This is a genomic window from uncultured Brachyspira sp. (assembly GCF_944390845.1).
Taxonomy (GTDB): Bacteria; Spirochaetota; Brachyspiria; order Brachyspirales; family Brachyspiraceae; genus Brachyspira; species Brachyspira pulli.
Map to the genome: position 1 here is coordinate 24,504 of NZ_CALXRM010000023.1, position 22,266 is coordinate 46,769.

Genomic DNA, 22,266 nt, shown 5'->3' on the forward strand with positions numbered 1-22,266 from the left:
TTATGTATTTATTATTTTGGGGGCTAGCCCCCAACGCCCCCACTTCTTTTGTTGGCACAAAGAAGCAAAAAGACTGCATTTTGACTAAAAAATATTATTTATTTCCATTTTTTATAAATTTTATATTATCATAATAAATAACTATTTGTCATAAAGCCAATTATTGATAAAAAATGTTATCTACTTTTATCTTTATTTGATAATCTCATTCTAAAGCCTTGAGATTTATATAAACTCATAAGAGGCGATATAAACTCATAATCTTCATCAGATAATTTTTTGTCCGAATCAGCAGAAAGTTTTTTACACTTCATCAAATAGTCCAATATAGGGTCAAAGAAATTATCTTCTGTAAGCATATATATAAAATCTTCTTTTGTTTTATTTTCTGTTTTTAATAATGATTTTATTTTCATTCTTTTGTCCTCCTCGCTATTATTTGTATTGCTGTTTTCAATAATATTATTCATTATATAATAAATAACATTACTGTTCCCTATATTTTTACTATTTTGTATATAGTCAAATAGATTTAATATTTTTGTGTCTATTGTGCCTCTGTTTCCTTCTTCGTACATATCTATATACTTATATAAAGTGGGTCTTGATATTTTTAAATATTCTGCCAAATCTGATATTCTTAAATCAAGATCTCTTATTTTATCTCTTAGTAATTTGTTTTCCATTTTAATTTATTCGCTTTATTTTTTATGATTATGTTTTTGATATATTTATAGTATAGTATGTTTACAGAAAATGTCAATTATAAATTTACAAAAAATGTAAAATTTTTAATTACAAAAAGTGTAAAGTGTATTTTGTGTTTTAATTAGGATAAATTTTATTAAATAGATTTTATTGTTAATTTTGAAATTGCGGTATTTATCGTTTCATTATATCAATGATACAATTTACTTTTTGTTAGTTATAAGATATTTAATGGGTGAGCCAAATATATTTATTCAAAGTATAATAAATTTTGATATTATTTAAAATTTATAATTATTATTCATTAATTCCGCCTGCAGTAATATTCGATATAATTTTTTTAGACAGTATTATATAAATTATAATAGTAGGTATCAAAACTATAACAACAGTAGCAAACATTCCTGAATAATCATTAGTATACTTCATAGATTGAATCATAGAAAAAAGCCCTATTGATAATGGTCTTAAATTAGTTTTATTTGCAAATATTAATGCTGTAAAATATTCATTCCATATTGAAATAAAATTAAATATAGATACAGTTACTATTCCTGGTGATGCCAATGGAAACATTATATTCCAAAAAGCTCTGAAAGGACTGCATCCATCTATAGCGGCAGCTTCTTCAAATGTATGCGATATATTTTTAAAAAATGATATAAGAAAGAAAATTGTAAAAGGTATATGCATAGCTATATAAACTAATATTAATATGAATCTATTGTTTATTAATTTTAAAGTTGCAGCTATTCCAAAAAGCGGAATAACTATCATTATGCCGGGAACTCCCATTGCTAATACAAAAATTTTCTTTAATACATTATTTAATTTAAAATCTATTCTTGCTATTGCATAAGCAGCAGGCGAACATAATATTACCAATCCTATTACAGAAGTTGATGAATAAATAATAGAATTAATAAAATATATTCCAACTCTGTTATTAACAAAAGCTTTATAATAATTTTTGAAATTTATTCCTGAAGCTAGAATTTTTCCGTCAAATATATCTGTTGTTGTAGATAATGAAGCTAAAAATATCCAGCCTATACATATAAATATTAATAAACACCAAGTGATCATTATCATGTATTTAATTATTAAAAATAACTTATTAATTACTATTTTTTTTTCTAAACGATTTAACATAATTATTTATTATTATCCCTAAAAAATAAATTTACAAGTAAAAAAGAAATCAATGCTATAATAGATAAAATAATACATATTGAAGCCCCCAATCCTGCATTTCTATCTGAAACTATTAAATTGGAACCGAATAATTGAAAATACATATATATTTTAGGAGTAATTGTTCCAGGTTCAGGATCTAAAGGCGAGAATATTTGAGACCATACAAACATTCCGAAAGCTTCTATACTCCAGATTACTATTGCACTTTTTATTGCATTTAATGTTAAAGGCAATGTAATTTTAAAAAATTTATCAAAAGAATTTGCACCGTCTATAGATGCAGAATCATATAATGCTATTGGTATAGATTCCATAGAAGCACAAAACATTACCATAAAATATCCAACATTAGAAAAAGAATATGCAATCAGTAATGAAATGAATATATAATTAGGAGAAGCCCATTTTATATCAGCCAAATTTTGAAGCCCTATTAAAGTAAAAAATGATTTTAAAAAACCATAATCAGGCTGATAAAAATAATAAATCCACATAGTAGCCAAAGCAACAGAAGATATTATATTAGGCAGATAAATTATTGTTTTAAAAAATGATTTTAATTTCATATCTTGAGCTGTAAGTATAGATGCGAAAAAAAGAGATATAGAAAAAACTATTAATCCGCCTACAAGCCATATAATAAAAACATTTTTTAATGATTTTAAAAATAGTTTACTTTGAAATAAAAATATAAAATTATCTATTCCTACGAATTTCCAGTTCATTATGCTGTCTGATATTGTTTCAACACAAAATAAACTCATGATACCAGTTCTAATTACAGGATACAAGAATGCTATTAGAAATATAATTATTGCTGGTAATACAAATATTACAGCTGTTATTTTTCTATATTTTTTATACATAATATTATACTCTAAAATAATTGACATGCTGTATTAATTAGCATTATAAATACTAAAAATATACAGCATATCTAATTTATTTAATTAATTATTTTTTATTTTATTTTTTCATTTCAGCAATAAATTCTTCTGCTGTTATTTGACCTGACATTAATTTTATAACATTAGCATTTATTATAGGAGTTTTTTCTGTATTAACATCTATTCCTCCATCTAAAGGATAATATTTACCTAATTTAGGGAATATTTCTTTAGTATCTTCAAGCTGTTTTGTCCAATATGTACTTGTGCTTGAAACAGGAAGAGCATAAGAACGTTTTGCTATTTCTTCGTCCCATTTTCCAGTAGTAAGATGTACTATAAGATCAAAAATTTCTTTTGGATATTTAGTATCTTTATTTATTTGGAATGACTGACTTCCATAATGCATATCATAAAGTCCGTCAGTGCCGCCTTCTACTGTAGGATAAGGGAAATGTCCCCATTCAAAATCTTCGCCTGCAGTTTCCATTACAAAATTAGGAACCCAAGTACCATTTAAGAACATTGCAGCTTCTCCTCTTGCTAATTCATGTCTTCCTGCAGGGAATTTATTTCCAGCAACTTTAGGAGATATATATCCTAATTCTACCATTTCCTGCCAATCTTTAGCTGCTTTTAATACTGTAGGATCATCCCATAAACCTTCTGTAACTACTTTTTGAACGAATTCTGTTCCTTTATATTTAGCCATATGGTATCCTAATAAAGCATTAATTTCAGCATCATCATCAGTAATAGGCGGTATTCCTAATGCTTTTATTTTAGCACAAGCATCTTTAAATTCCTGCCAAGTTTCTGGTACTTTTTCTATTCCTGCCTCTCTAAATATTTTTTTGTTATAATTAAATAAGAATACAAAAGGCTGATAAGGAATAGCATATAATGAACCATCTGAAGAAAAAGATCTTCCTAAATCTAGTAATGATTTTATAATAACATCTTCATAAGGTTTTCCGCCTGTAGTATCATAAACATTAGTGATATAGTCATCTAATTTTAATGCATATTTTCCCCAGTTTTTGGTTGTTCTTTCTATATTTTCATCCCAGAAATCTATAGTTTGACCATTGTCTAATGCAGGCTGAAGTGTTTTTCTTATTTCTCGGCCATTAAAATTTATCTCTACTTCTATATCAGGATGTTTTGCCATATAATCTTCAATGGCTGCTTTCACTGCTTGACCTTGAGATTCTGTTTCATTCCACATTGACCAATAAACAATTTTTTTCTTTTCTGAACCATTTCCGCCGGAACATGATGGCAAAAATAAAATTAAAGATAAAGATAGAATAAGTAAAATTCTTTTCATAATAAAATTATCCTCCAAAAATATTTTTTATTTTTTTATTATGATTATTATTTATATAATTTTATATAAATTTCTTCTGTATGTAATAAATTAATGATTTATTATATTATTGATGTTTGTAAAATAGATGACCCATCTATTGATTAGAAAATTTGAGGGAAATGGTATTTGTAAATGAAATAGTTTTTATTGATTTTTTCAAAAATTTTCATAAAAAATACCCTTAAGATTTTATTGGTATGCATCTTAAATTATTATCATTAAAAAGTCAATTACGATATAAAAAATTATATACAAAATATTAAATAATCATTATTTATTTTTTTATGAAAATATATTTTATTATAGTTTATAATATAAAATTAAAAATATTTATATTAAAAATAGTTTATCAATATTATTTGAATTTTATAAAATTAATTGTAAAAAATATTATGTTAAGTAAAATATCCTGATTGTTTTTTATTATTTTTTAATTTATAGTTTTATAATATATTTAATATTCTGTTATTATTAAACATTATATAGGAATTTTTAAAAAATATAATTTAGAGGAAATATGTCAGAAAATAAAACAGTAAGCAAAGAGAAAATAGCCAAATCATCATTAAAAATGTCATTAGTAACTACAGTAAGTAGGGTATTCGGACTTGTAAGAGATCAAATACAGGCTGCTCTGCTTGGAACTACATTTATAGCTGATGCTTTTGCAATAGGATTTATACTTCCTAATCTTTTAAGGCGTTTATTTGCCGAAGGTAATATGGTAGCTAGTTTTATACCAGTTTTTACTGAGCTTGAAAAAGAAAAGGGTATAGAAGAATCAAAAAAGTTTTTTAGAGCAATTTTTACATTATTAGGACTAATATTAATAGTAATTGTTGCTATTGGTATCATAATTTCTCCTTTATTGGTTAATATACTTTATAAATCTGGTAAGGATAATATAGAAGCATTAAAATTAGCTACTGATTTATCAAGAATAATGTTTCCTTATCTTCTATTTATATCTTTGGCAGCACTTATGCAGGGAGTACTCAATATAAGAGGATATTACTCCATATCAGCAGCAAGTCCTATACTTTTAAATACCGTAATTATATCTATGGCTCTATTTTTTAAATTCTTTTTGCCTGATTTCTTTAATAATATGGCTTATGTATTTGCATTTGCTGTTCTTTTAGGAGGGTTTGTACAATTTATATATCAAATGCCGTTTGTACATAAGCAAGGATTTACTTTTACGCCTAATTTTAATTTTAAAGACCCTTATGTTATAAGAATGATAAAATTATTTGCTCCCGGTATTTTTGGGGCTAGCATATATCAGATAAATTTATTAGTATCCACTGCTTTTGCCGGTGCCATTGGAGAGGGTAGGGTTTCTGCTGTTACTTTTGCTACAAGAATACATGAATTTGTTTTAGGTGTTTTTGCTGTTAGTGTGGCAACTGTTATGCTTCCTACTTTAAGTAAGTTAATAGCGGATAAGAAAAAAGATGAGGCTGTTGAAACTTTGGGTTATTCTCTTAGACTTGTTGCATTGGTTACTATTCCTGCAACTTTTGGTTTTGTGGTTCTTGGAAAGGAAATTGTAAGAATGATATTTGAATATGGGGCATTTTCTTCAAAATCTACATATTTAGTATCAAGTGCTTTAAGATATTTATCTATATCTTTATTCTTTGTGGCAAGCTACAGAATACTTGTACAGTCATTTTATGCTATGAAGGATATGAAAACACCAGTTTATATAGCCTTTTTTACCTTCATTATTAATGCTGTTAGTAATTATTTATGTGTTTATGTATTTAAATTCGATATTATAGGAATATCTATATCAAGTGTTATTGCAAATATTGTATCTTTTTGTATACTATATGTATTGCTTATGAAGAGAATGACTGTGAAATCGATAGTAAATAAGAAACTTGAAGTTGTAAAAACTTTGATATCCAGTTTGTTTATGGCAGGATCTGTTTATGGTGTGAAGTATTATTTATTATCAGGAACAGGAGATTCTAGGATATTTTTTATATTTAAGGTATTTATAGTAATATTATTAGGAGTTTTATCATATTCTATTATTAATTTAATATTAAAAAATGATGATTTTCTTTCTTTTGTTAATATGTTTAAAGGAAAATTATTTAGAAAGTTTATTAAAAAATAGTATATATCTCTCTCAATAATAAATTGTAAATATCCGATAAGTTAAGCAGTAATTTTTTTATAATATAAGGTTTTTTTTATGAGTCTAAAAAATAAAGTACTTTTACTTGTTATTATTGTTGTAATTTTGGCATTATCGCCTACGATTTTTATAAATACAAAAACTAATAAGGAAGCTTTATATAATTCTGCTATGAATGTTTCGCAGAACTATTTCTATGATGTAGGCTCAACATTTGAAAATATTTTTTCATCTACAAGTGTTGGTACAGTTTCTTTGGCAGATATAGCTACTGTGTCTTATGATTTATATTCTACCGGAACTGTTACTGATGTAGCTACTAACCTTAGAAAAATTATTTACAGATTCCATAAATCTCAAACAGCATTGCATCATGTTATAGCAAACGGTATATATTTTGAGCCGGATGTTATAGATAATAATCCTTATATGAGAGGACTTTATTCATTATATCTATATGATGTAGGCAATACTGGAGATATGCATCCTAAAATTGAAAATTCTACTGATAATTATGTTGAACATGAATTCTATTCTTTAGCACTTCCAAATAACTGGAACAGAGAATCTAAAAGACCTAGAAGTATTTATTATTCTTCACCTTATTTAAAGAATATTGATAAGCCTCAAAAAGTTATTTCTTTTTCTTCTCCTATTTATTCTAGTATAAATAATAATCTTATAGGAGTATCTTTATCAGATCTTTCTTTAGATATAGCTTATGAAATGCTTACTAATATAGTAAAAACAGGTCCTTTTAATACTGTAATTTTTGATTCAAGAAATAGAAAAATAGTTTATCATGATAATCCTAATTTTATACTTAGTAATTTAAAAGAAATAGAATGGATTGATACAATAGTAAATAATACAACATTCTATACAAATACAAGAGTAAGAGAAAATTATCAGGTTGGAGATCAGAATTATACATTATTCTTTAGACAATTTGATAATGGATTCTATAATATATTTATGTCCGTTCCTACAAGTTTCTTCTATAATGTTTTAGAGACAACTAATAATACTATATTCTTTATATTGATAGTGGCAGTAATTGTTATTATAGTTGTATTGAATATAACTATACCTATATCTTTAAAACCTTTAGATAAAATATCTCAGGAATTGGAATCCGGCGTATTTGACAATAATATATTTGTAAATGTAAGTAAAATTCATTCAAGAGATTCATTAGGAGATTTAAGTACTTGGATAAGAATATTCTTTGATATGGTTCAGCATGTATTTTCAAGTGTATCAAAAACTTTAAAGGTATCGAAAGAACAAAGCAATGCTTTGAAAGACAGAATGTCAAATATTACCGAAGCTGCTGGTGCTATGACAGAAAATGTTACTATGATAATAGATAATATATCATCTCAGCAAACAGAGTTTAAGCATGTAGAAAGCAGTAATTTGGAAATATATAAAATTATAGCTTCAAGTTTGGCTGAATTAGTTTCCATTGATGATATGACTAATAATCTTCAAAGTAAGATTGATGATCAGTCTGTAAGTTTGAATCAAATAAATTCTTTAACTATGAGTATGCAGAAGGATATGCAGGAAGTATCAATTTCAGTAGGAAAGGCTAAAGAAGAATCAGAACAGGTTGTTTCTTTGGCAGAAGATAGTAAAGAGAAAATAGTAAAAACAGAAAACATTACAAAATCATTGATATCTTCTATAAGAGGTATTACAGACTTCGTAAATTCAACTATAGATATATCTCAGCAAACTAACATGTTAGCGATGAATGCCGCTATTGAGGCTGCACATGCTGGAGAGCAAGGTAAAGGATTCGCAGTAGTTGCTGAAGAAATTAGAAAATTAGCTACTACTACAAATTTGCAGTCTGAAAAAGCTTGGAAAATATTAAGAGATATAGAAAAAGAAATGAATCTAATAATGTCAAGTATGACAGAGAGAATAATCACAACAGAAGATATGCTTGCTAAAATGCAAAACTTTGTTAATACTATGAACAGAGTAAAAAAAGTTGCTGATGAGAAATATGATTCAACAAAAGAGATTAGCGTTTCTATAGAAAGTTTGTATGATGCTGTTAAAGTAATTAAAGAACAATATACAGATTTACATGGAAGAATTTCTATAGCAAAAGATGATTTAGTAAACCTTTCTGATTTCTCTAAGAAAAATGATGAAGCTATGAAGCTTGTATCACAAAATACAGATGATATAGTTTCAAAAACTCAGGATATGGGAAATCAAATAGGACATGTATTTGATCTTATAAAAGAAATAGAACAGCTTTCTAATGTAGCAAGCGATTCAGTTGATATGTTAGAAAATGAAATGTCTAATTATGTTATAAAAGACTTTGAAGAGGTTATTAAAGAGAAAATAAAAATTATCAATGAAGGTGACAGAGCTTACGGAAGACAAGCATTCGTTCAAAGTATTTATAAATTTGTTGTAGCAACTTTTGGTAAAGAAAAATTCCAAAAATTGTTGGAACAAATGCCAGATGAATGCAGATATATATTTAAAGATATTACTAAAACTAAATTTAGAAAAAAATATCCTTTATCATCTTCATGTTTCATACCTATGACTTCTATAATGGACGAATTCTATGAAGGTTCAAGAGAGGGTATAAGAGAGAAAGCTAGATATGACTTTAAAAGATTTTCTTTCTTTACAAAATTACTTATTAAAGTTTCAAAAAGAAATACTTTAGCTGATATATTTATTAATTTCAATAAGAAGATGTTTAAAAATATTCATATAGAACCAGTTAAGGCTGAAAAGAAACGTATAATTTATCATTTACATTATTTCCCTAACTATGATTCTATGATAGAAACTTATTATGATGAAATAATAAAAAATATATTCAGATTCAAATATCCTAACGGTTCTAAAGTAAAAATGACTAAGTCTATAAGCAAAGGTTATATATATACTGAATATATTGTAACTTGGCAGTAATAAAAATATTATTTTTATAAATAAAAGCCTAAATCTGAAATATGATTTAGGCTTTTTTATTGCTAATGGCTTTTTTATTTTTTCCGATAAAAATAATAGTATATAAAAATTTATTATTAGGATAAATTATGAATATAACAGATAAATATAATTTAAGCATGGGAAGTGCTAATTTAACTAGATTAGAAAATACTAAAAAACAGTATTCAAATGCTAAATTTTCTATAGAAGAACCAACAGAAAATAATAATAATATTGCATCAAAATATGACAAAGAATTTGAAAAAAATCGTCTTAGAAAAGTTTCTGAAGATTTTGAAGCTTTGATGATTAATCAGATGCTAAAAGAAATGAGAAAAACTGTTGATAAAAGCGGTTTAATAGACGGCGGTATGGCAGAGCAAATTTTTGAAGATATGCTTTATGATGAATATGCTAAAGAATTTTCAAAAACAAAAACTTTTGGTCTTGCTGATATCATATATAATCAAATGGAAAAATATGTTTAATAAATATATTAATGTTATTTCTTTTTATGTAATTAATACTTTTACATAAAAAGAAATAATGTTTTATTAAAATCATTTATCAATTTTTTAATATGATAAAAATATTAAAACTCATATTAATATCTTTTCTTACCATTTTTATAATTTATGACAGTAATACACATATAAAAATATATGACATACCAATAGGTGAATTATGTCTTATAAGAAAGACTACTGGTTTTCCTTGTCCTGCTTGCGGTATGACCAGAGCTCATATTGAATTAATGAAATTAAATTTTAAAAAAGCTTTTTATTATCACCCTTTATTTATTCTTCCAACTATTATTTTTGCAATTGCTATATTTAGAAATAAATTTAAAATAGCTGATTATATATACAATAATAATTATATAACAATTACTATTTTAATAATATTTATTATTGTATATATAGTAAGATTTGTATTATTATTTCCTAATCAAGAACCTTTTACATATAATTATAATAGTGACTTTTATAAAATATTAAAAATCTTGAAAAATATTATATAATTGTTTTCTTTTTTATATAATTAATAAATTAGGATTTTATATTATAGAATATAATTCCGCTAATATTGATCAAATATTATTTTTTCAAAATCATATTTGTTTGGTTTAAGTTTATGTATTATTTAAACTATAATTGAGGTTGTAATAAAAAAACAGGAATATAAAGATGAGAAATATATTATTAATATTATTATGTGTTTTTTTATATTCCCCTCTTTATCCTCAAGAGGAAATGCAATCTGCTCATAAAGAAAAACAGCTTCTTGTAGACAGAGTATTTATTATAAGAAAAACTCAGATAAAATCATCTAAAGCTAAGAATATCGCTGAATTAATTAAAGAGTATGCCAATATAGATATTAATAATAAAACAGTCTATTCTCAATCAACTTTCATATTGAACGGTGAAATATTAAATAATGAAGAAAAAAGAGTTTATTTATTTTTATATGATAAAAAGAATATAGATTCAATAGATATTAATTATTATGTTTTAAGCGGAACAATAGTATATAATATTTTGAGTAAGAAATTTGCTAAATCTGAAGAAATTTTATATGTGAACTTATTGAAAGATGTGAAAATGGAAGCAGATAAAACCATCAAATATAAAAAAACACAAACTAATGAAAGCAAATCATCTGGTAAAATGAATTTGCTTGAATATAATTTAAAAAATCAAAATAATAGTTCTTTAAAATTTAATTTAGATACTTCCGGAGAAGAAAGAGGTTTCAGCAGTAAAAAAAGTACATCAGCCGATTTCAGGTCCTACGTTAACGGAAACGTTAATTTTAATATAAGTCCAATAAAACAGATTAGTTTAACAGGAAAATATTTTGTTAATATGCAAACAGATATTGCATTGCTTGGAAAAAGTTATACTAATAGCATAAAAAATCAAAATCTCTATCAAGGCGGAAATATTGGTTTATCATTAAAGCCTCATGATATTATTACTGTTGAAGCTATATATTTTATAAGTGCCAAAAAAGATTTACTTACAAATAATAATCAGTACTTAACAACTCAGGGAAGTAAAACAAGTATAATATTCAATATACCTATAAAAGAAATTAACTCTACTATAAAAATAAAGGGTAATTATTCTTATTTAGTCGGTCAGAATTTATATAATGTAAGTGTTCAAAATAATAGTTTGCCTGGTTTGCCAAGACATCAATTCAATACATCATTAGAATACATATATAGTAAGAGTAGTGATTTAGAGGCGAGTGTACTCTTTAATGTACAATATATAGGAGATAAATATAATAATACTACAAAATCAGAAGTAGATAAATCCTATACCACTTTTGATGTAATAAGTTCTTTTGTATTTAAAAAAGATGTGTCTTTAAGGTTTGGCGTAAAAAATATATTAGATGTTAAATATGAAACTATCAAAGGATATCCTATATCAAGCAGAGAATATTTTGTAAATGTTTCTGCCAAATTACGATAATAATTAAGTTATGATTTAATATTTATTAATCTATAAAAAATATTTATGGAAATATTATGAAAAAAACATTTCTTATTATCGACGCATTCGGTATACTTTACAGATACCATTTTATTTTTTTGAAAAGACCTCTATTAAATTCTAAGGGACAGAATGTTTCATCTATCAATGGTTTTATGAGAACTTATTTTTCGCTTATAAATACATATCCTGCTGAATATGTTGCTATAGCTTTGGACAGTTCAAGAAAAACTTTCAGAAATGAAATATATAAAGAGTATAAAGAGAATAGAGAGAGCATGCCTGATGATTTAAGAAGCCAAATACCTATACTTTATAATCTTATAGATGCTTTAGGTATATCAAGGATAGTTCTTGAAAATTATGAGGCTGATGATATAGTTGGAACTATTGCTGAGAGAAATAAAAAAGAGAATATAAAAACTATAATTTATTCCCCGGATAAAGATATACTTCAGCTTGTTGATGAAAATGTTATTGTTGTGGCAAGCAATAAAGATAATGAGCTTATGGAATATAACTCAGATATGGTAAAGGAAAAAAGAGGAGTTTATCCGAATCAAATAATAGATTTACTTTCTCTTATGGGAGATGCTTCAGATAATATACCAGGTGTTAAAGGGGTAGGTGAGAAAACAGCATTAAAACTTCTTGAAGAATATAAAAGTTTAGATGGTATATATGAGAATATTGACTCTATTAAGGGTAAGATTCAGGAAAAATTGCTTGGGTCAAAAGATATGGCATATATGAGCTATAAACTTGCTACCATTGAGAGAAATATAGAAGGTTTTAACTTAGATTATGATGAAATAGCAAGCAATAAAATAAATATTGATGAAGTTAATAAAATATTAGATGAATTAGAATTAAAACAAATAAGAGATAAAATCAATTCATATATATACGGTTCTTCTAAAAAAGAAGATAAAGTAAAAATCTCTGATGAAAAGGTAAATAATAATGATGCTGCAAAAGAAGAAAGTCCTATACTTAGTGCTAAAGATAATAAAGCAAGTTATTATTTAATAGAGAATGAAACAGAATTAGAAAATCTTTTAAATGATATTAAGAGTAAAAAACTTGTATGTATAGATTTTGAAACTACAGGATTAGATGTATTTAAAGATACTATTATAGGAATTTCTTTTTCTATAAGATCTTCAGAGGCATTTTATTTAGATTTAAGCGGCAGAACAAATATTGATAAAGAAAAATGTATGAATCTTGTATTTGATACTTTGGCCAGTGAAGACATAAAGGTTATAGGTCATAATCTTAAATATGAATACAAGATGATGAGAGCTATAGGTAAAAGTTTAGGTAATATGTACTTTGATACTATGGTTGCTGCATATTTGATTAATCCTACAAGAGGAAGATATAATATGGACGATTTAGCTATAGCCTATCTTTCATACAATACTATCAAATACGCTGATTTAACTGATAATGCTAAAAAGACATTATTAGATGCACCTTTAAAAGATGTTGTTGAATATGCTTGTGAAGATGCTGATGTAACATTTAGATTTTATGAATGTTTTGCACCGCTTTTAAAAACTCATAATCTTGAAGAATTATTTTTTAATATAGAAATGCCTTTAGTTAGCGTACTTGCTGATATGGAATTTGACGGTGTTTATATAAGCAGCGAAAGAATGAAAGCTTTATCAGATGAGTATAGTTTACTTTTAGAAAAGACAAAAGAGAAAATATATAAGGAAGCTGGAGAAGAATTTAATTTGCAGTCTCCAAAACAGCTTGAATATATATTATTTGATAAAATGGGAATACCTCCAACTAAAAAAACTAAAACAGGTTTCTCAACTGATGAAGAAGTATTAACTGATCTTTCACAAAAACATAAAATAGCTGAATACATGCTTACATATAGAAAATATGCAAAATTAAAAAATACTTATCTTGATGTATTCCCAACTTTAATAAATGAAAAAACAGGAAGAATACATGCTTCATTCAATCAAACTGTAACAGCAACAGGACGTTTATCATCATCAGAGCCTAATTTACAGAATATTCCAGTAAGAGGAGAAGAGGGAAGAGAAATAAGAAATACATTCATAGCAGAAAAAGGAAATTTGCTTATAGCTGCTGACTATTCTCAAATAGAATTGAGATTATTAGCTCATTTCAGTAATGATCCAGTATTAGTTGAAGCATTCAAAAATAATGATGATATTCACAGAAAAACAGCAATGAAAATATATTCTGTAAGCAAAGAGCATGTAACTCCTTCAATGAGAAATATTGCTAAGATAATAAACTTCTCTATCATTTACGGTAAAACAGCATTCGGACTTTCAAAAGAACTTGGAATAAAGAGAAAAGAAGCTGAAGATTTTATAAAAGGATATTTTGCAACATATTCTAAAGTAAAGCCTTTCTGCGAGGAAGTTGTTGAGGAAGTAAGAAATAAAGGCTTTGTAAGAACTATGTGCGGAAGAATTAGGGATTTATCAAAGACTATAAATTCTTCAAATGCTATGGCGAGAAATGAAGCTGAAAGAATGGCTTTAAATACCCTTATTCAGGGAAGTGCAGCTGACATGATAAAAGTAGCTATGATTGCCATACATAAAGAGTTTAAAAACCATTTAAAAACAGCAAAAATAGTTATGCAAGTTCATGACGAATTAGTAGTTGAAGTTTCAGAGTCAGAAGCAGACAAAGCTATGACTATAATGAAAGAGATAATGGAGCATTCAGTAAAAACTAATGTGCCTATAACTGTTGATATACATAAAGGAAACAGCTGGGGAGAGGTTCATTAATATTTGAATTTTTAAAAGAAAAAGAGTATTTTATTTTTATATATAAAAACTCTTTTTCTTAAATAAAAATTAATAAATCATTGTTATATATTTATTATTTTTGATGTGCTTTATAAAAAACAATAAAAAATAAATCTATTATGTTTCAATAGTTTTTGTAATATTTATATTATTCTTTAGTATATACATAAACAACTATATTTTGTCAAAAATAATTTTTTTAATTTAAAATATTTGCAGGGCTTTGCCCCGCACCCCACTTCTTTTGTTTCCACAAAGAAGCAAAAAGGCTATATTTGAGCTTAATTTTAATAATTTATATTACATGTAAAACAAAGTTAATATTATTTAGTACTAATTTTACATTTGCACTTTTTGCAACTTTTTGCGGCGGGAAAAAGTTGAATAAAAAAAATTACAAAGTTAAAAATTTTTAGTATATATAATAATTTTATTATTTGGAGTTTGTGAATGAGAATAATTGAAATTGTTGATTATGATCCTAATTGGAAGAATTTATATATAGAGGAAGAATCAAAAATAAAAAATATTATTAATGATATACTCATAAGCATTCATCATATAGGAAGCACATCAATAGAAAATTTAAAAGCAAAACCTATTATAGATATATTGGCTGTAGTTTATGATATAAATAAAGTTGATTGTTATAATGATGATTTTGCTAATATCGGATATAAAGCTATGGGGGAAAATGGAATAGCAAAGAGAAGATTTTTTATGAAAGATTATATTGATGATAATGGTACCAAAAAAAGATTTTCTCATATACATATATTTGATATTAATAATAAGTTTGATATTGAAAGACATTTAGCTTTCAGAGATTTTGTAAGATCTAATAAAAATATTGCTGAAGAATATGTTAAAATAAAATTGGAAGCTTTGAAAAATTGTAATAATGATATTGAATTATATTGTAATTATAAAGATAAATTTATAAAAGACATAGAAAAAATGGCATTAGAATTTTATAGAAAGAATTGATAAATATTATGAGATACTGCTTTATTAAATTTCTTATTAATGACAGAGAATCTTTTTCCAGAATGAAAGATTTATTTTTATATATTAAATCTCTTAAAGATGAAGAACTTCAAATACCAGACCTTTATAAGGATAATAATATTTTAAATTTCTATACTGATAAAGAGCTTAATATTTTTTCATCTGGTGACAGGTGGGATTATGAAGACATATTTGATTGTATAGGCAATGGAGAATATTATTTTGAAGAAATTAAAGAAATAGAAAATAATACAGCATTCTTATATTTTAATCCCGTTAGTTATCCTTATGGAGGAGTTGAGCCTATAATAGAGTTTGTATTGTCTTTTTCAATGAAAATTATATCTGTTGATAATGGATATATGCCTGAATATGATTATGAATGATTTTTTTATATAAAAATTAATTAATTATATAAGAATTACAGTATTATTGTGGTAATTTTATTGTTTGAGTTTATGTGATAAAATGTTAACATAAACGTAAACATATAATATACATAAATCTTATAAAATTAATAATTTTTTAATAGGGCATAATTTTAATTAATCATGCCCTATCATTATATTAATTATTATTTTTTATCCTCTTTTGCCGCCCATATCCATATATTGACTGTACATAGGTGATGGAAGTCCGAAACCTCCTGCTACAGGCATAGTTTCTCCAGTTATAAATGATGAATTATCGCTTGCAAAGAATAACACAGCATTTGCTATATCTTCAGGAGTTGCCGGTCTGTTTAATGGTACATTTTTCAAAAACATCTTTAGAAAATCTTCGGACATATTTTCCATTGCTGCATCAGTTGCTACAAATCCAGGAAGTACGGCATTGCATCTTATATTATTTCTTGCATACTGCACTGCAATGTTTTTAGTAAGGAAGTTTATTGCAGATTTTGATATGCCATAAGCTAGTCTTGACATATCAGGGAATATTCCGCCTACAGAAGATATATTAATAATGCTTCCGCCTCCTGTTTTTAACATTTGAGAAACAGCTGCTTTTGAAGGTAAATAAACACTTTTCAAATTTTCATTAACTATTTTGAAGAATGCTTCAGTGTCGCCATTAACTAAATCAAAATCTTTATTAGTGTCAGTAGTACCGAAGTTGTTTACAAGTATATCGATTCTATTTTCTTTTTTTACAACATCTTCAATCATAGAAGTAAAAGTTTCTTCTTTTGTAGCATCAAAATATACAACGTCAGCATCGCCTCCGTTTTTTATGATTTTTTCTGCTACTTCTTTTCCTGCTTCAAGTCTTCTTACAGCCAAATAAACTTTAGCTCCATTTTCAGCAAGTTTTTCTGAACAGGCTAATCCTATACCTCTTGTAGATGAAGTTACTAATGCTATTTTTTTATCTAAAAGTTTCATTACTGTATCCTCCTTAATTATAGTATATTAAATAAAATTAATATTGCTATAATTAATCAAAATTATTTTGAATATATAGTTCTATATTTTATAAAAAACACTATAACAATAATAAATGTTAAAGCTTCTGTAATAGGCATAACATACCATATAGTTTCTTTTATAAACAATAAAGGAAGTACAAATATTAATATCCCGCTTATGATTAATCCTCTTGATATAGCAACTATAAAAGAACATGCAGGCTTCATTATGGACTGAAAATAATATGTTGAATATACATTAAAAGGCAAAATTAAAAATGATATGAAATAAGCTCTCATAATGTTTTTTGATATAGACATTGCTTCTTCGGAAGGTTTCATAAATGCTTTCATTAGGAAGTCAGTATTAAAGTATGTAAATAAAGTAGATACTATACTTAATATTAAAGCCGTTATTATACTGCATTTTAATGCTGATTTTATTCTATCCATTTTGTCAGCCCCTAAATTTATTGATATTATAGGCTGAGATGCTTGTCCTATTGCATAAGCTGATGACTGAACTAATATATTAATATTTATTATAACAGAATAAACAGCCAAAGCAGGAGCACCAAAATATTTCATTATTTGATTATTGAACATTAAGGCTAATATTCCCATTGCTATATCTATAAAGAATGTAGAAAATCCAATTGATATTATATTGTTTGATAATGATAAAAAATTATTTATTTTGGTAAATTGTAATGTATTTTTCTTTGTAAATAAATGTGATATTAAAATAGAAGCAGTAATTATTTGTCCTATAGCAGTTGCAAGACCAGCACCAAATATACCCATATCGCATACAAATACAAAGAAGTAATCACCAAATACATTAAATATTCCTCCAGCCATAACACCTGCTGTAGCTTTTATAGGGGCATTGTCATTTCTTAAATATGAAGCGAAAAATTGACTGAAAGCAAATAATGGAAGAATAATTTTTATTGGAAGGAAATATTTTTTAGCTAAATTTAATAATACCTCATCGGCACCAAGAAAATAAAGTATATTATCTTCAAATAATAATGTAAATATCCAAACTATAGTAATTATAATAGATAAACCTATAAAAGATACTGTGAAAAATACATTGGATTTTTGATATTCTCCAGATCCTCTCGCTTTACTGAAAAGTACAGAACCTCCTATACCAAATAATAGGCCTATACTATAAATTACATTCCATATAGGGGCAAATACGGCTAATGCAGCAGCTCCATTATCTCCTTCGTATTGACCAACCATAGCAACATCAACTATAGAATAAATTGCAACAATTAAAGCACTTCCAAAACTTGCAGATAAATATTTCAAAAATATTTTTTTTACATCTGTTTTTAACATATCCATAAATAATACTCCTAAAAACTTTAAAAACAAAAAAGGCTGGACAAGAAATCTAATAATTAGACATCTTATCCAACCTTTGGTATTTTTATTTCCAATAAGTCCTCCGATGAACTTGCGAAATATTATAGTATAAATGGCGTAAAAGTCAAATTTTGTACTAATATTTTTGTTAAAATATCATAAATAGTAACTTTTATTGTATAAGTAATGAAAATTGTTTATTGATATTTTTTATATAATATATTATATTAGTATAGTATAAAGTGTATTATTATAGAAATAAGAAGATAGAAAGTATGAAAAAGTTTTTATTTGTATTTATTTTAATGTTAATACTATCTGCATTAGCTTATTCTTTTCCATATAAGATGTATACAGGTATGACAGGAGCTTTACGTCTTGGAGGAACGGTTTATTTAAATAATGATAGAATAGGTACAAAGAAATATACTTTATCAAGTCCTATTATGATAAATTTTGGTATACTCAGAAATTTTGATATATTTGCAAGAGTTTTACCTATTACATATATTCCGGAAGTAGGCGTTGGTGTTGAAGGAGAGCCTCAATTCTCTATAATGCCAAGATTCCAATTTTTCAATGGTTTTATAGGTGCTATTGAAGTATTATTTCCCGGATCATCTAAACAGAAATTCGGACTTAATCCTCAAATTCACTATTTAATAGGTTTGGGCGACTTCCTTACTATGTATGCCAATTTTGAACTTCCTATGTATTTTAATGATCCTAGAGGAGTAGTTGAATCTATCAGACTTAAAACTGCTTTGGGAGTATATCCGGGTTCATTATTTGGTTTCTCACTTGCCGGTATATATTTAGAATATCATATAGCTTATGATTTTTATAATAGTGCGTTTTTATATCTTAATCATTTAGGATTGGGTATTTATTTAGTATTGAATAGCGATGCCAGTCTTTCATTGAATTTTACTCCATATTTGGAACAGCTAGCAAGCGGATTCTACTTTGGTATAGGAGCTTCTTTATCATATACCTTTGACTTTAATAGATTCATAAGATAATTAGTATTGACTTTTTTTAAGTTTTTATATAATCTACATTGATGATTAAATATTATATATTTTTATTTTTAATGATTACAAGTATGCTATATCCTATTGTTATAGTAGAAGAAAAAGTAAACAAGAAAAGTTTATATATGTGGCAGAATTTAGAATATTCTTTGTATTATACAGGGGATGCAGGAAAGTTTAAAGCTTCTGGTATAAATGAGAATGCTATAAGCGATTTTGAAGTTATTAATAAAAGAATAGAAACAGAAACTATACATAAAGATAGTGAAATTGCTACAATGAATTATAAAATTACATATACTTTAAAGCCTCTTAGAAAAGGAAAATTAAAAATACCGGAATTAGAAGCTACATACTATAATATAGAAAGAGGAAATAGTTTAGTACCTGAAGAACAATTAATTAAAGAATATAATATAAGAGTTTTTAGTTCTTGGTTTATAATAGTTATGGTAGGGCAATGGGTAATAATACTTCTTATTGCATTTTTGATTTATAAGTTTATAAGAGATCAATATAAATGGAATAAAAAAGCTTTTGATAGTAAAAAAATAAATTAATAATAAATTGAGATTAAAGGAAAGTTGGTATGGTAGAAAATAATTCTTTGCAGGCTATTTCTGAAGCCTCTAAAATGGCACTTGATGTTGTTCAAGCTATAAAAAATGAAATAAAGAAAGTTATTATCGGTCAGGAAAATATGATAGATAAACTTCTTTTGGGTATAATATGTGATGGTCATGTTCTTTTAGAAGGTGTTCCAGGACTTGCTAAAACTTTAACAGTTAAATCTTTGGCAAGCACAATAGATGCAACATACAAAAGAATACAGTTTACTCCGGATTTGCTTCCTGCTGATATAGTTGGAACTGAAATCTATGATATAAAAAATTCTGTTTTTGTGCCTAAACAAGGTCCTATATTTTCTAATATAATATTGGCCGATGAGATAAACCGTTCTCCAGCTAAAGTTCAATCAGCATTATTGGAGGCTATGGGAGAACATCAGGTTACTATAGGCGATACAACTTATCAGCTTCCAGATGTTTTCTTGGTTCTTGCAACTCAAAACCCTATAGAACAGGAAGGTACTTATCCTTTACCGGAAGCTCAAGTTGATAGATTTATGTTAAAGGTTATAGTAAAATATCCTACAAAAAGCGAAGAAAAAACTATTATTAAAAATATGTCATCTTCAAAACCTGAAGAATTAAAGCCTATAACTACTATAGAAACTATAGAGAAATTAAGAAAATTAGCAGTTCAAATACATATAGAAGAAAGACTTTTGGATTATATAGTAAATATTATAGATGCTACTAGAAATCCTAAAGAGTATAATTTACAAGGAGAATATATAGAATACGGAGCTTCACCAAGAGCTGGTATATATTTAACTAAAGCAGCAAAAGCAAATGCTATGATGCAGGGAAGAGGTTTTGTAATGCCTGAAGATATAAGGGCTGTTGCTTATGAGATATTAAGACATAGAATAAGCGTGAGTTATGAGGCTCAGGCTGAAAATATTAACAGCGATATGATAATAGAGAATTTATTAGCTAGTATAAATGTGCCTTAAAAAATAATCAATTGTTTTTTTAATAAAAGCCTATATATAAATTATTTTATATATAGGCTTCATTTTTAGGTATATCTTATTAAGACATGTTAAATTTTTAAAAGTGTACAATTAAAATTTATAAATAACATTCAATATTTATTTCTTTTATAATATCATTATCTATATAATATATAATTCCAAATTTGTCGCTGAAATAAGTTTTATTACTTGGCATTGTGCAAATATTTTTTAATGTATTATTATTTAGATTATATATATTGATATTATTGTTTTTTGAATCTAATGCTATTAAATTATCTTTATAATAATATAATTTTCCATGTACTTCATTATATTCATCTAAACTGAATAAATTAGTATTAATTGATTTATAGCTTTCTAAATATTTGTATTCATTATTGTTGCTGTCATCTATTTTTATATCATCTATATTATAGAACATTAATTGATTATAAATAAAATCTTCATCATTAAAATTTGTATTATCACAAGCCAAAACAATTTTTTTATCATCTATAAAAGCAACAGGCCTGTCCCAATTATAACCGCTTATATATTCATTAACAACATCTACTTGACATTTCTCATATTCTTTTAAAAATTCATCGATATTAAAATAACTTATACAGTCAACAGGATTCCATATCCAGCCATTAGAAAGAAAATGTTTATAATCTTTAGATACTAATAAATTGCTGTGAAAATAATCTATTGAAAATTTTTCTTCATCTCTATTTGTATCAGTTATCATTTTCTTTGTTTTTAAATTCATTATATCAAGAGTATTCCATTTTGTTTGTGTAATAAGATGTATTTCATTATTAATAATACAAAATTCATTTGAATAGCTTGATACATCAGAATGATAATCTTCTCTTTTTAAATTTATAGTTTCTAATGTTTCTATATTTACTACTGAAGAATTTAATCCTTTTTCTTCAGTGATGCAAATATAAGGATGCATTAATTTTAAAACTATCATTTCTTTTTTAGAATTTATATTTTCTAGTTTTATTAATTCATCATATTTATTTTCTTTTTTATTGTATTTTATGAGAGTAGAATCGTCTGTGAATAAAAAGTATTCATCTATGTTGTTATCGTTTAGTATTATAGTGTTTATCATAATTTTTTAGCTTTATAATTTTTTAATATTATATAATATATACCTAAACAAATATATTTTGTCAATTTTCAAACAGATGAAAGTTCTCTGCTAATGCTATTGATAATTCACGT

Annotated in this window: 18 protein-coding genes; 11 read left to right on the forward strand and 7 right to left on the reverse strand. The window is 25.8% G+C overall.

The genetic code is table 11. The features are described 5' to 3' along the window. Positions 1-176: 176 nt before the first annotated feature. The 4 genes from Q0K52_RS06425 to Q0K52_RS06440 all read right to left on the reverse strand — a co-directional run bounded on the left by Q0K52_RS06425 (position 177) and on the right by Q0K52_RS06440 (position 4,122). A complete protein-coding gene (locus tag Q0K52_RS06425) occupies positions 177-686 on the reverse strand; it encodes a hypothetical protein (protein WP_297297665.1) in 510 nt (169 codons plus the stop codon). A 319-nt stretch (positions 687-1,005) separates the two neighbouring features. Beyond that, positions 1,006-1,860 (reverse strand): carbohydrate ABC transporter permease, encoded by an 855-nt coding sequence (locus tag Q0K52_RS06430; RefSeq protein WP_297297667.1) that lies wholly within the window; start codon positions 1,858-1,860, stop codon positions 1,006-1,008. Between the two features lie 2 nt (positions 1,861-1,862). Continuing rightward, positions 1,863-2,771, reverse strand: a complete 909-nt coding sequence (locus tag Q0K52_RS06435; RefSeq protein ID WP_297297669.1) for a carbohydrate ABC transporter permease — start codon at positions 2,769-2,771, stop codon at positions 1,863-1,865. A gap of 100 nt (positions 2,772-2,871) precedes the next feature. Continuing rightward, complete coding sequence (locus Q0K52_RS06440) at positions 2,872-4,122, reverse strand: ABC transporter substrate-binding protein (protein WP_297297671.1); 1,251 nt, start codon at positions 4,120-4,122, stop codon at positions 2,872-2,874. Between the two features lie 559 nt (positions 4,123-4,681). On the opposite strand from Q0K52_RS06440, the gene murJ reads away from it, so the two are divergent. The 8 genes from murJ to Q0K52_RS06480 all read left to right on the forward strand — a co-directional run bounded on the left by murJ (position 4,682) and on the right by Q0K52_RS06480 (position 16,009). Next, the gene (murJ, locus tag Q0K52_RS06445) at positions 4,682-6,295 is read left to right on the forward strand and encodes a murein biosynthesis integral membrane protein MurJ (RefSeq protein ID WP_297297673.1); all 1,614 of its coding nucleotides are present in this window, start codon (positions 4,682-4,684) and stop codon (positions 6,293-6,295) included. A gap of 78 nt (positions 6,296-6,373) precedes the next feature. After that, entirely contained in the window at positions 6,374-9,271 is a 2,898-nt protein-coding gene (locus Q0K52_RS06450) for a methyl-accepting chemotaxis protein (RefSeq protein WP_297297674.1), read from the forward strand. A gap of 128 nt (positions 9,272-9,399) precedes the next feature. Further along, the gene (locus Q0K52_RS06455; RefSeq protein ID WP_297297676.1) at positions 9,400-9,780 is read left to right on the forward strand and encodes a rod-binding protein; all 381 of its coding nucleotides are present in this window, start codon (positions 9,400-9,402) and stop codon (positions 9,778-9,780) included. Positions 9,781-9,872: 92 nt separating this feature from the next. Further along, entirely contained in the window at positions 9,873-10,313 is a 441-nt protein-coding gene (locus tag Q0K52_RS06460) for a DUF2752 domain-containing protein (RefSeq protein ID WP_297297678.1), read from the forward strand. A 166-nt stretch (positions 10,314-10,479) separates the two neighbouring features. Next, positions 10,480-11,778 (forward strand): TonB-dependent receptor, encoded by a 1,299-nt coding sequence (locus Q0K52_RS06465; protein WP_297297680.1) that lies wholly within the window; start codon positions 10,480-10,482, stop codon positions 11,776-11,778. A gap of 56 nt (positions 11,779-11,834) precedes the next feature. Beyond that, positions 11,835-14,594 carry a DNA polymerase I gene (polA, locus tag Q0K52_RS06470; RefSeq protein ID WP_297297682.1) on the forward strand — a complete coding sequence of 920 codons (2,760 nt, stop codon included), beginning with the start codon at positions 11,835-11,837 and terminating at the stop codon, positions 14,592-14,594. 471 nt (positions 14,595-15,065) lie between these two features. Continuing rightward, a complete protein-coding gene (locus Q0K52_RS06475; protein WP_297297684.1) occupies positions 15,066-15,602 on the forward strand; it encodes a GrpB family protein in 537 nt (178 codons plus the stop codon). An 8-nt stretch (positions 15,603-15,610) separates the two neighbouring features. After that, positions 15,611-16,009 carry a hypothetical protein gene (locus Q0K52_RS06480; RefSeq protein WP_297297702.1) on the forward strand — a complete coding sequence of 133 codons (399 nt, stop codon included), beginning with the start codon at positions 15,611-15,613 and terminating at the stop codon, positions 16,007-16,009. A 195-nt stretch (positions 16,010-16,204) separates the two neighbouring features. On the opposite strand, the gene Q0K52_RS06485 is transcribed toward Q0K52_RS06480, so the two are convergent. Together Q0K52_RS06485 and Q0K52_RS06490 are read right to left on the reverse strand one after the other, a co-directional pair. Then, entirely contained in the window at positions 16,205-17,008 is an 804-nt protein-coding gene (locus Q0K52_RS06485) for an SDR family NAD(P)-dependent oxidoreductase (RefSeq protein WP_297297704.1), read from the reverse strand. A gap of 62 nt (positions 17,009-17,070) precedes the next feature. Then, positions 17,071-18,390, reverse strand: coding sequence for an MATE family efflux transporter (locus Q0K52_RS06490; protein ID WP_297297706.1), 1,320 nt, complete (start codon positions 18,388-18,390; stop codon positions 17,071-17,073). A 296-nt stretch (positions 18,391-18,686) separates the two neighbouring features. Between Q0K52_RS06490 and Q0K52_RS06495 the strand changes: the two genes are divergently transcribed. The 3 genes from Q0K52_RS06495 to Q0K52_RS06505 all read left to right on the forward strand — a co-directional run bounded on the left by Q0K52_RS06495 (position 18,687) and on the right by Q0K52_RS06505 (position 21,024). After that, positions 18,687-19,433, forward strand: coding sequence for a hypothetical protein (locus Q0K52_RS06495; RefSeq protein ID WP_297297708.1), 747 nt, complete (start codon positions 18,687-18,689; stop codon positions 19,431-19,433). An 83-nt stretch (positions 19,434-19,516) separates the two neighbouring features. Beyond that, positions 19,517-20,005, forward strand: coding sequence for a BatD family protein (locus Q0K52_RS06500; RefSeq protein WP_297297710.1), 489 nt, complete (start codon positions 19,517-19,519; stop codon positions 20,003-20,005). A 74-nt stretch (positions 20,006-20,079) separates the two neighbouring features. After that, complete coding sequence (locus Q0K52_RS06505; protein WP_367270978.1) at positions 20,080-21,024, forward strand: AAA family ATPase; 945 nt, start codon at positions 20,080-20,082, stop codon at positions 21,022-21,024. 118 nt (positions 21,025-21,142) lie between these two features. Here Q0K52_RS06505 and Q0K52_RS06510 read toward each other — a convergent pair whose 3' ends face one another. Next, on the reverse strand, positions 21,143-22,153 hold the full coding sequence (locus tag Q0K52_RS06510) for a hypothetical protein (RefSeq protein ID WP_297297714.1): 1,011 nt from the start codon (positions 22,151-22,153) through the stop codon (positions 21,143-21,145). Between the last annotated feature and the right edge of the window lie 113 nt (positions 22,154-22,266).

Coding starts and splice junctions, on each gene's coding strand:
- Q0K52_RS06425 (WP_297297665.1), bottom strand. CDS start 686: ATGGAAAACAAATTACTAAGAGATAAAATAAGAGATCTTGATTTAAGA.
- Q0K52_RS06430 (WP_297297667.1), bottom strand. CDS start 1,860: ATGTTAAATCGTTTAGAAAAAAAAATAGTAATTAATAAGTTATTTTTA.
- Q0K52_RS06435 (WP_297297669.1), bottom strand. CDS start 2,771: ATGTATAAAAAATATAGAAAAATAACAGCTGTAATATTTGTATTACCA.
- Q0K52_RS06440 (WP_297297671.1), bottom strand. CDS start 4,122: ATGAAAAGAATTTTACTTATTCTATCTTTATCTTTAATTTTATTTTTG.
- murJ (WP_297297673.1), top strand. CDS start 4,682: ATGTCAGAAAATAAAACAGTAAGCAAAGAGAAAATAGCCAAATCATCA.
- Q0K52_RS06450 (WP_297297674.1), top strand. CDS start 6,374: ATGAGTCTAAAAAATAAAGTACTTTTACTTGTTATTATTGTTGTAATT.
- Q0K52_RS06455 (WP_297297676.1), top strand. CDS start 9,400: ATGAATATAACAGATAAATATAATTTAAGCATGGGAAGTGCTAATTTA.
- Q0K52_RS06460 (WP_297297678.1), top strand. CDS start 9,873: ATGATAAAAATATTAAAACTCATATTAATATCTTTTCTTACCATTTTT.
- Q0K52_RS06465 (WP_297297680.1), top strand. CDS start 10,480: ATGAGAAATATATTATTAATATTATTATGTGTTTTTTTATATTCCCCT.
- polA (WP_297297682.1), top strand. CDS start 11,835: ATGAAAAAAACATTTCTTATTATCGACGCATTCGGTATACTTTACAGA.
- Q0K52_RS06475 (WP_297297684.1), top strand. CDS start 15,066: ATGAGAATAATTGAAATTGTTGATTATGATCCTAATTGGAAGAATTTA.
- Q0K52_RS06480 (WP_297297702.1), top strand. CDS start 15,611: ATGAGATACTGCTTTATTAAATTTCTTATTAATGACAGAGAATCTTTT.
- Q0K52_RS06485 (WP_297297704.1), bottom strand. CDS start 17,008: ATGAAACTTTTAGATAAAAAAATAGCATTAGTAACTTCATCTACAAGA.
- Q0K52_RS06490 (WP_297297706.1), bottom strand. CDS start 18,390: ATGGATATGTTAAAAACAGATGTAAAAAAAATATTTTTGAAATATTTA.
- Q0K52_RS06495 (WP_297297708.1), top strand. CDS start 18,687: ATGAAAAAGTTTTTATTTGTATTTATTTTAATGTTAATACTATCTGCA.
- Q0K52_RS06500 (WP_297297710.1), top strand. CDS start 19,517: ATGCTATATCCTATTGTTATAGTAGAAGAAAAAGTAAACAAGAAAAGT.
- Q0K52_RS06505 (WP_367270978.1), top strand. CDS start 20,080: ATGGCACTTGATGTTGTTCAAGCTATAAAAAATGAAATAAAGAAAGTT.
- Q0K52_RS06510 (WP_297297714.1), bottom strand. CDS start 22,153: ATGATAAACACTATAATACTAAACGATAACAACATAGATGAATACTTT.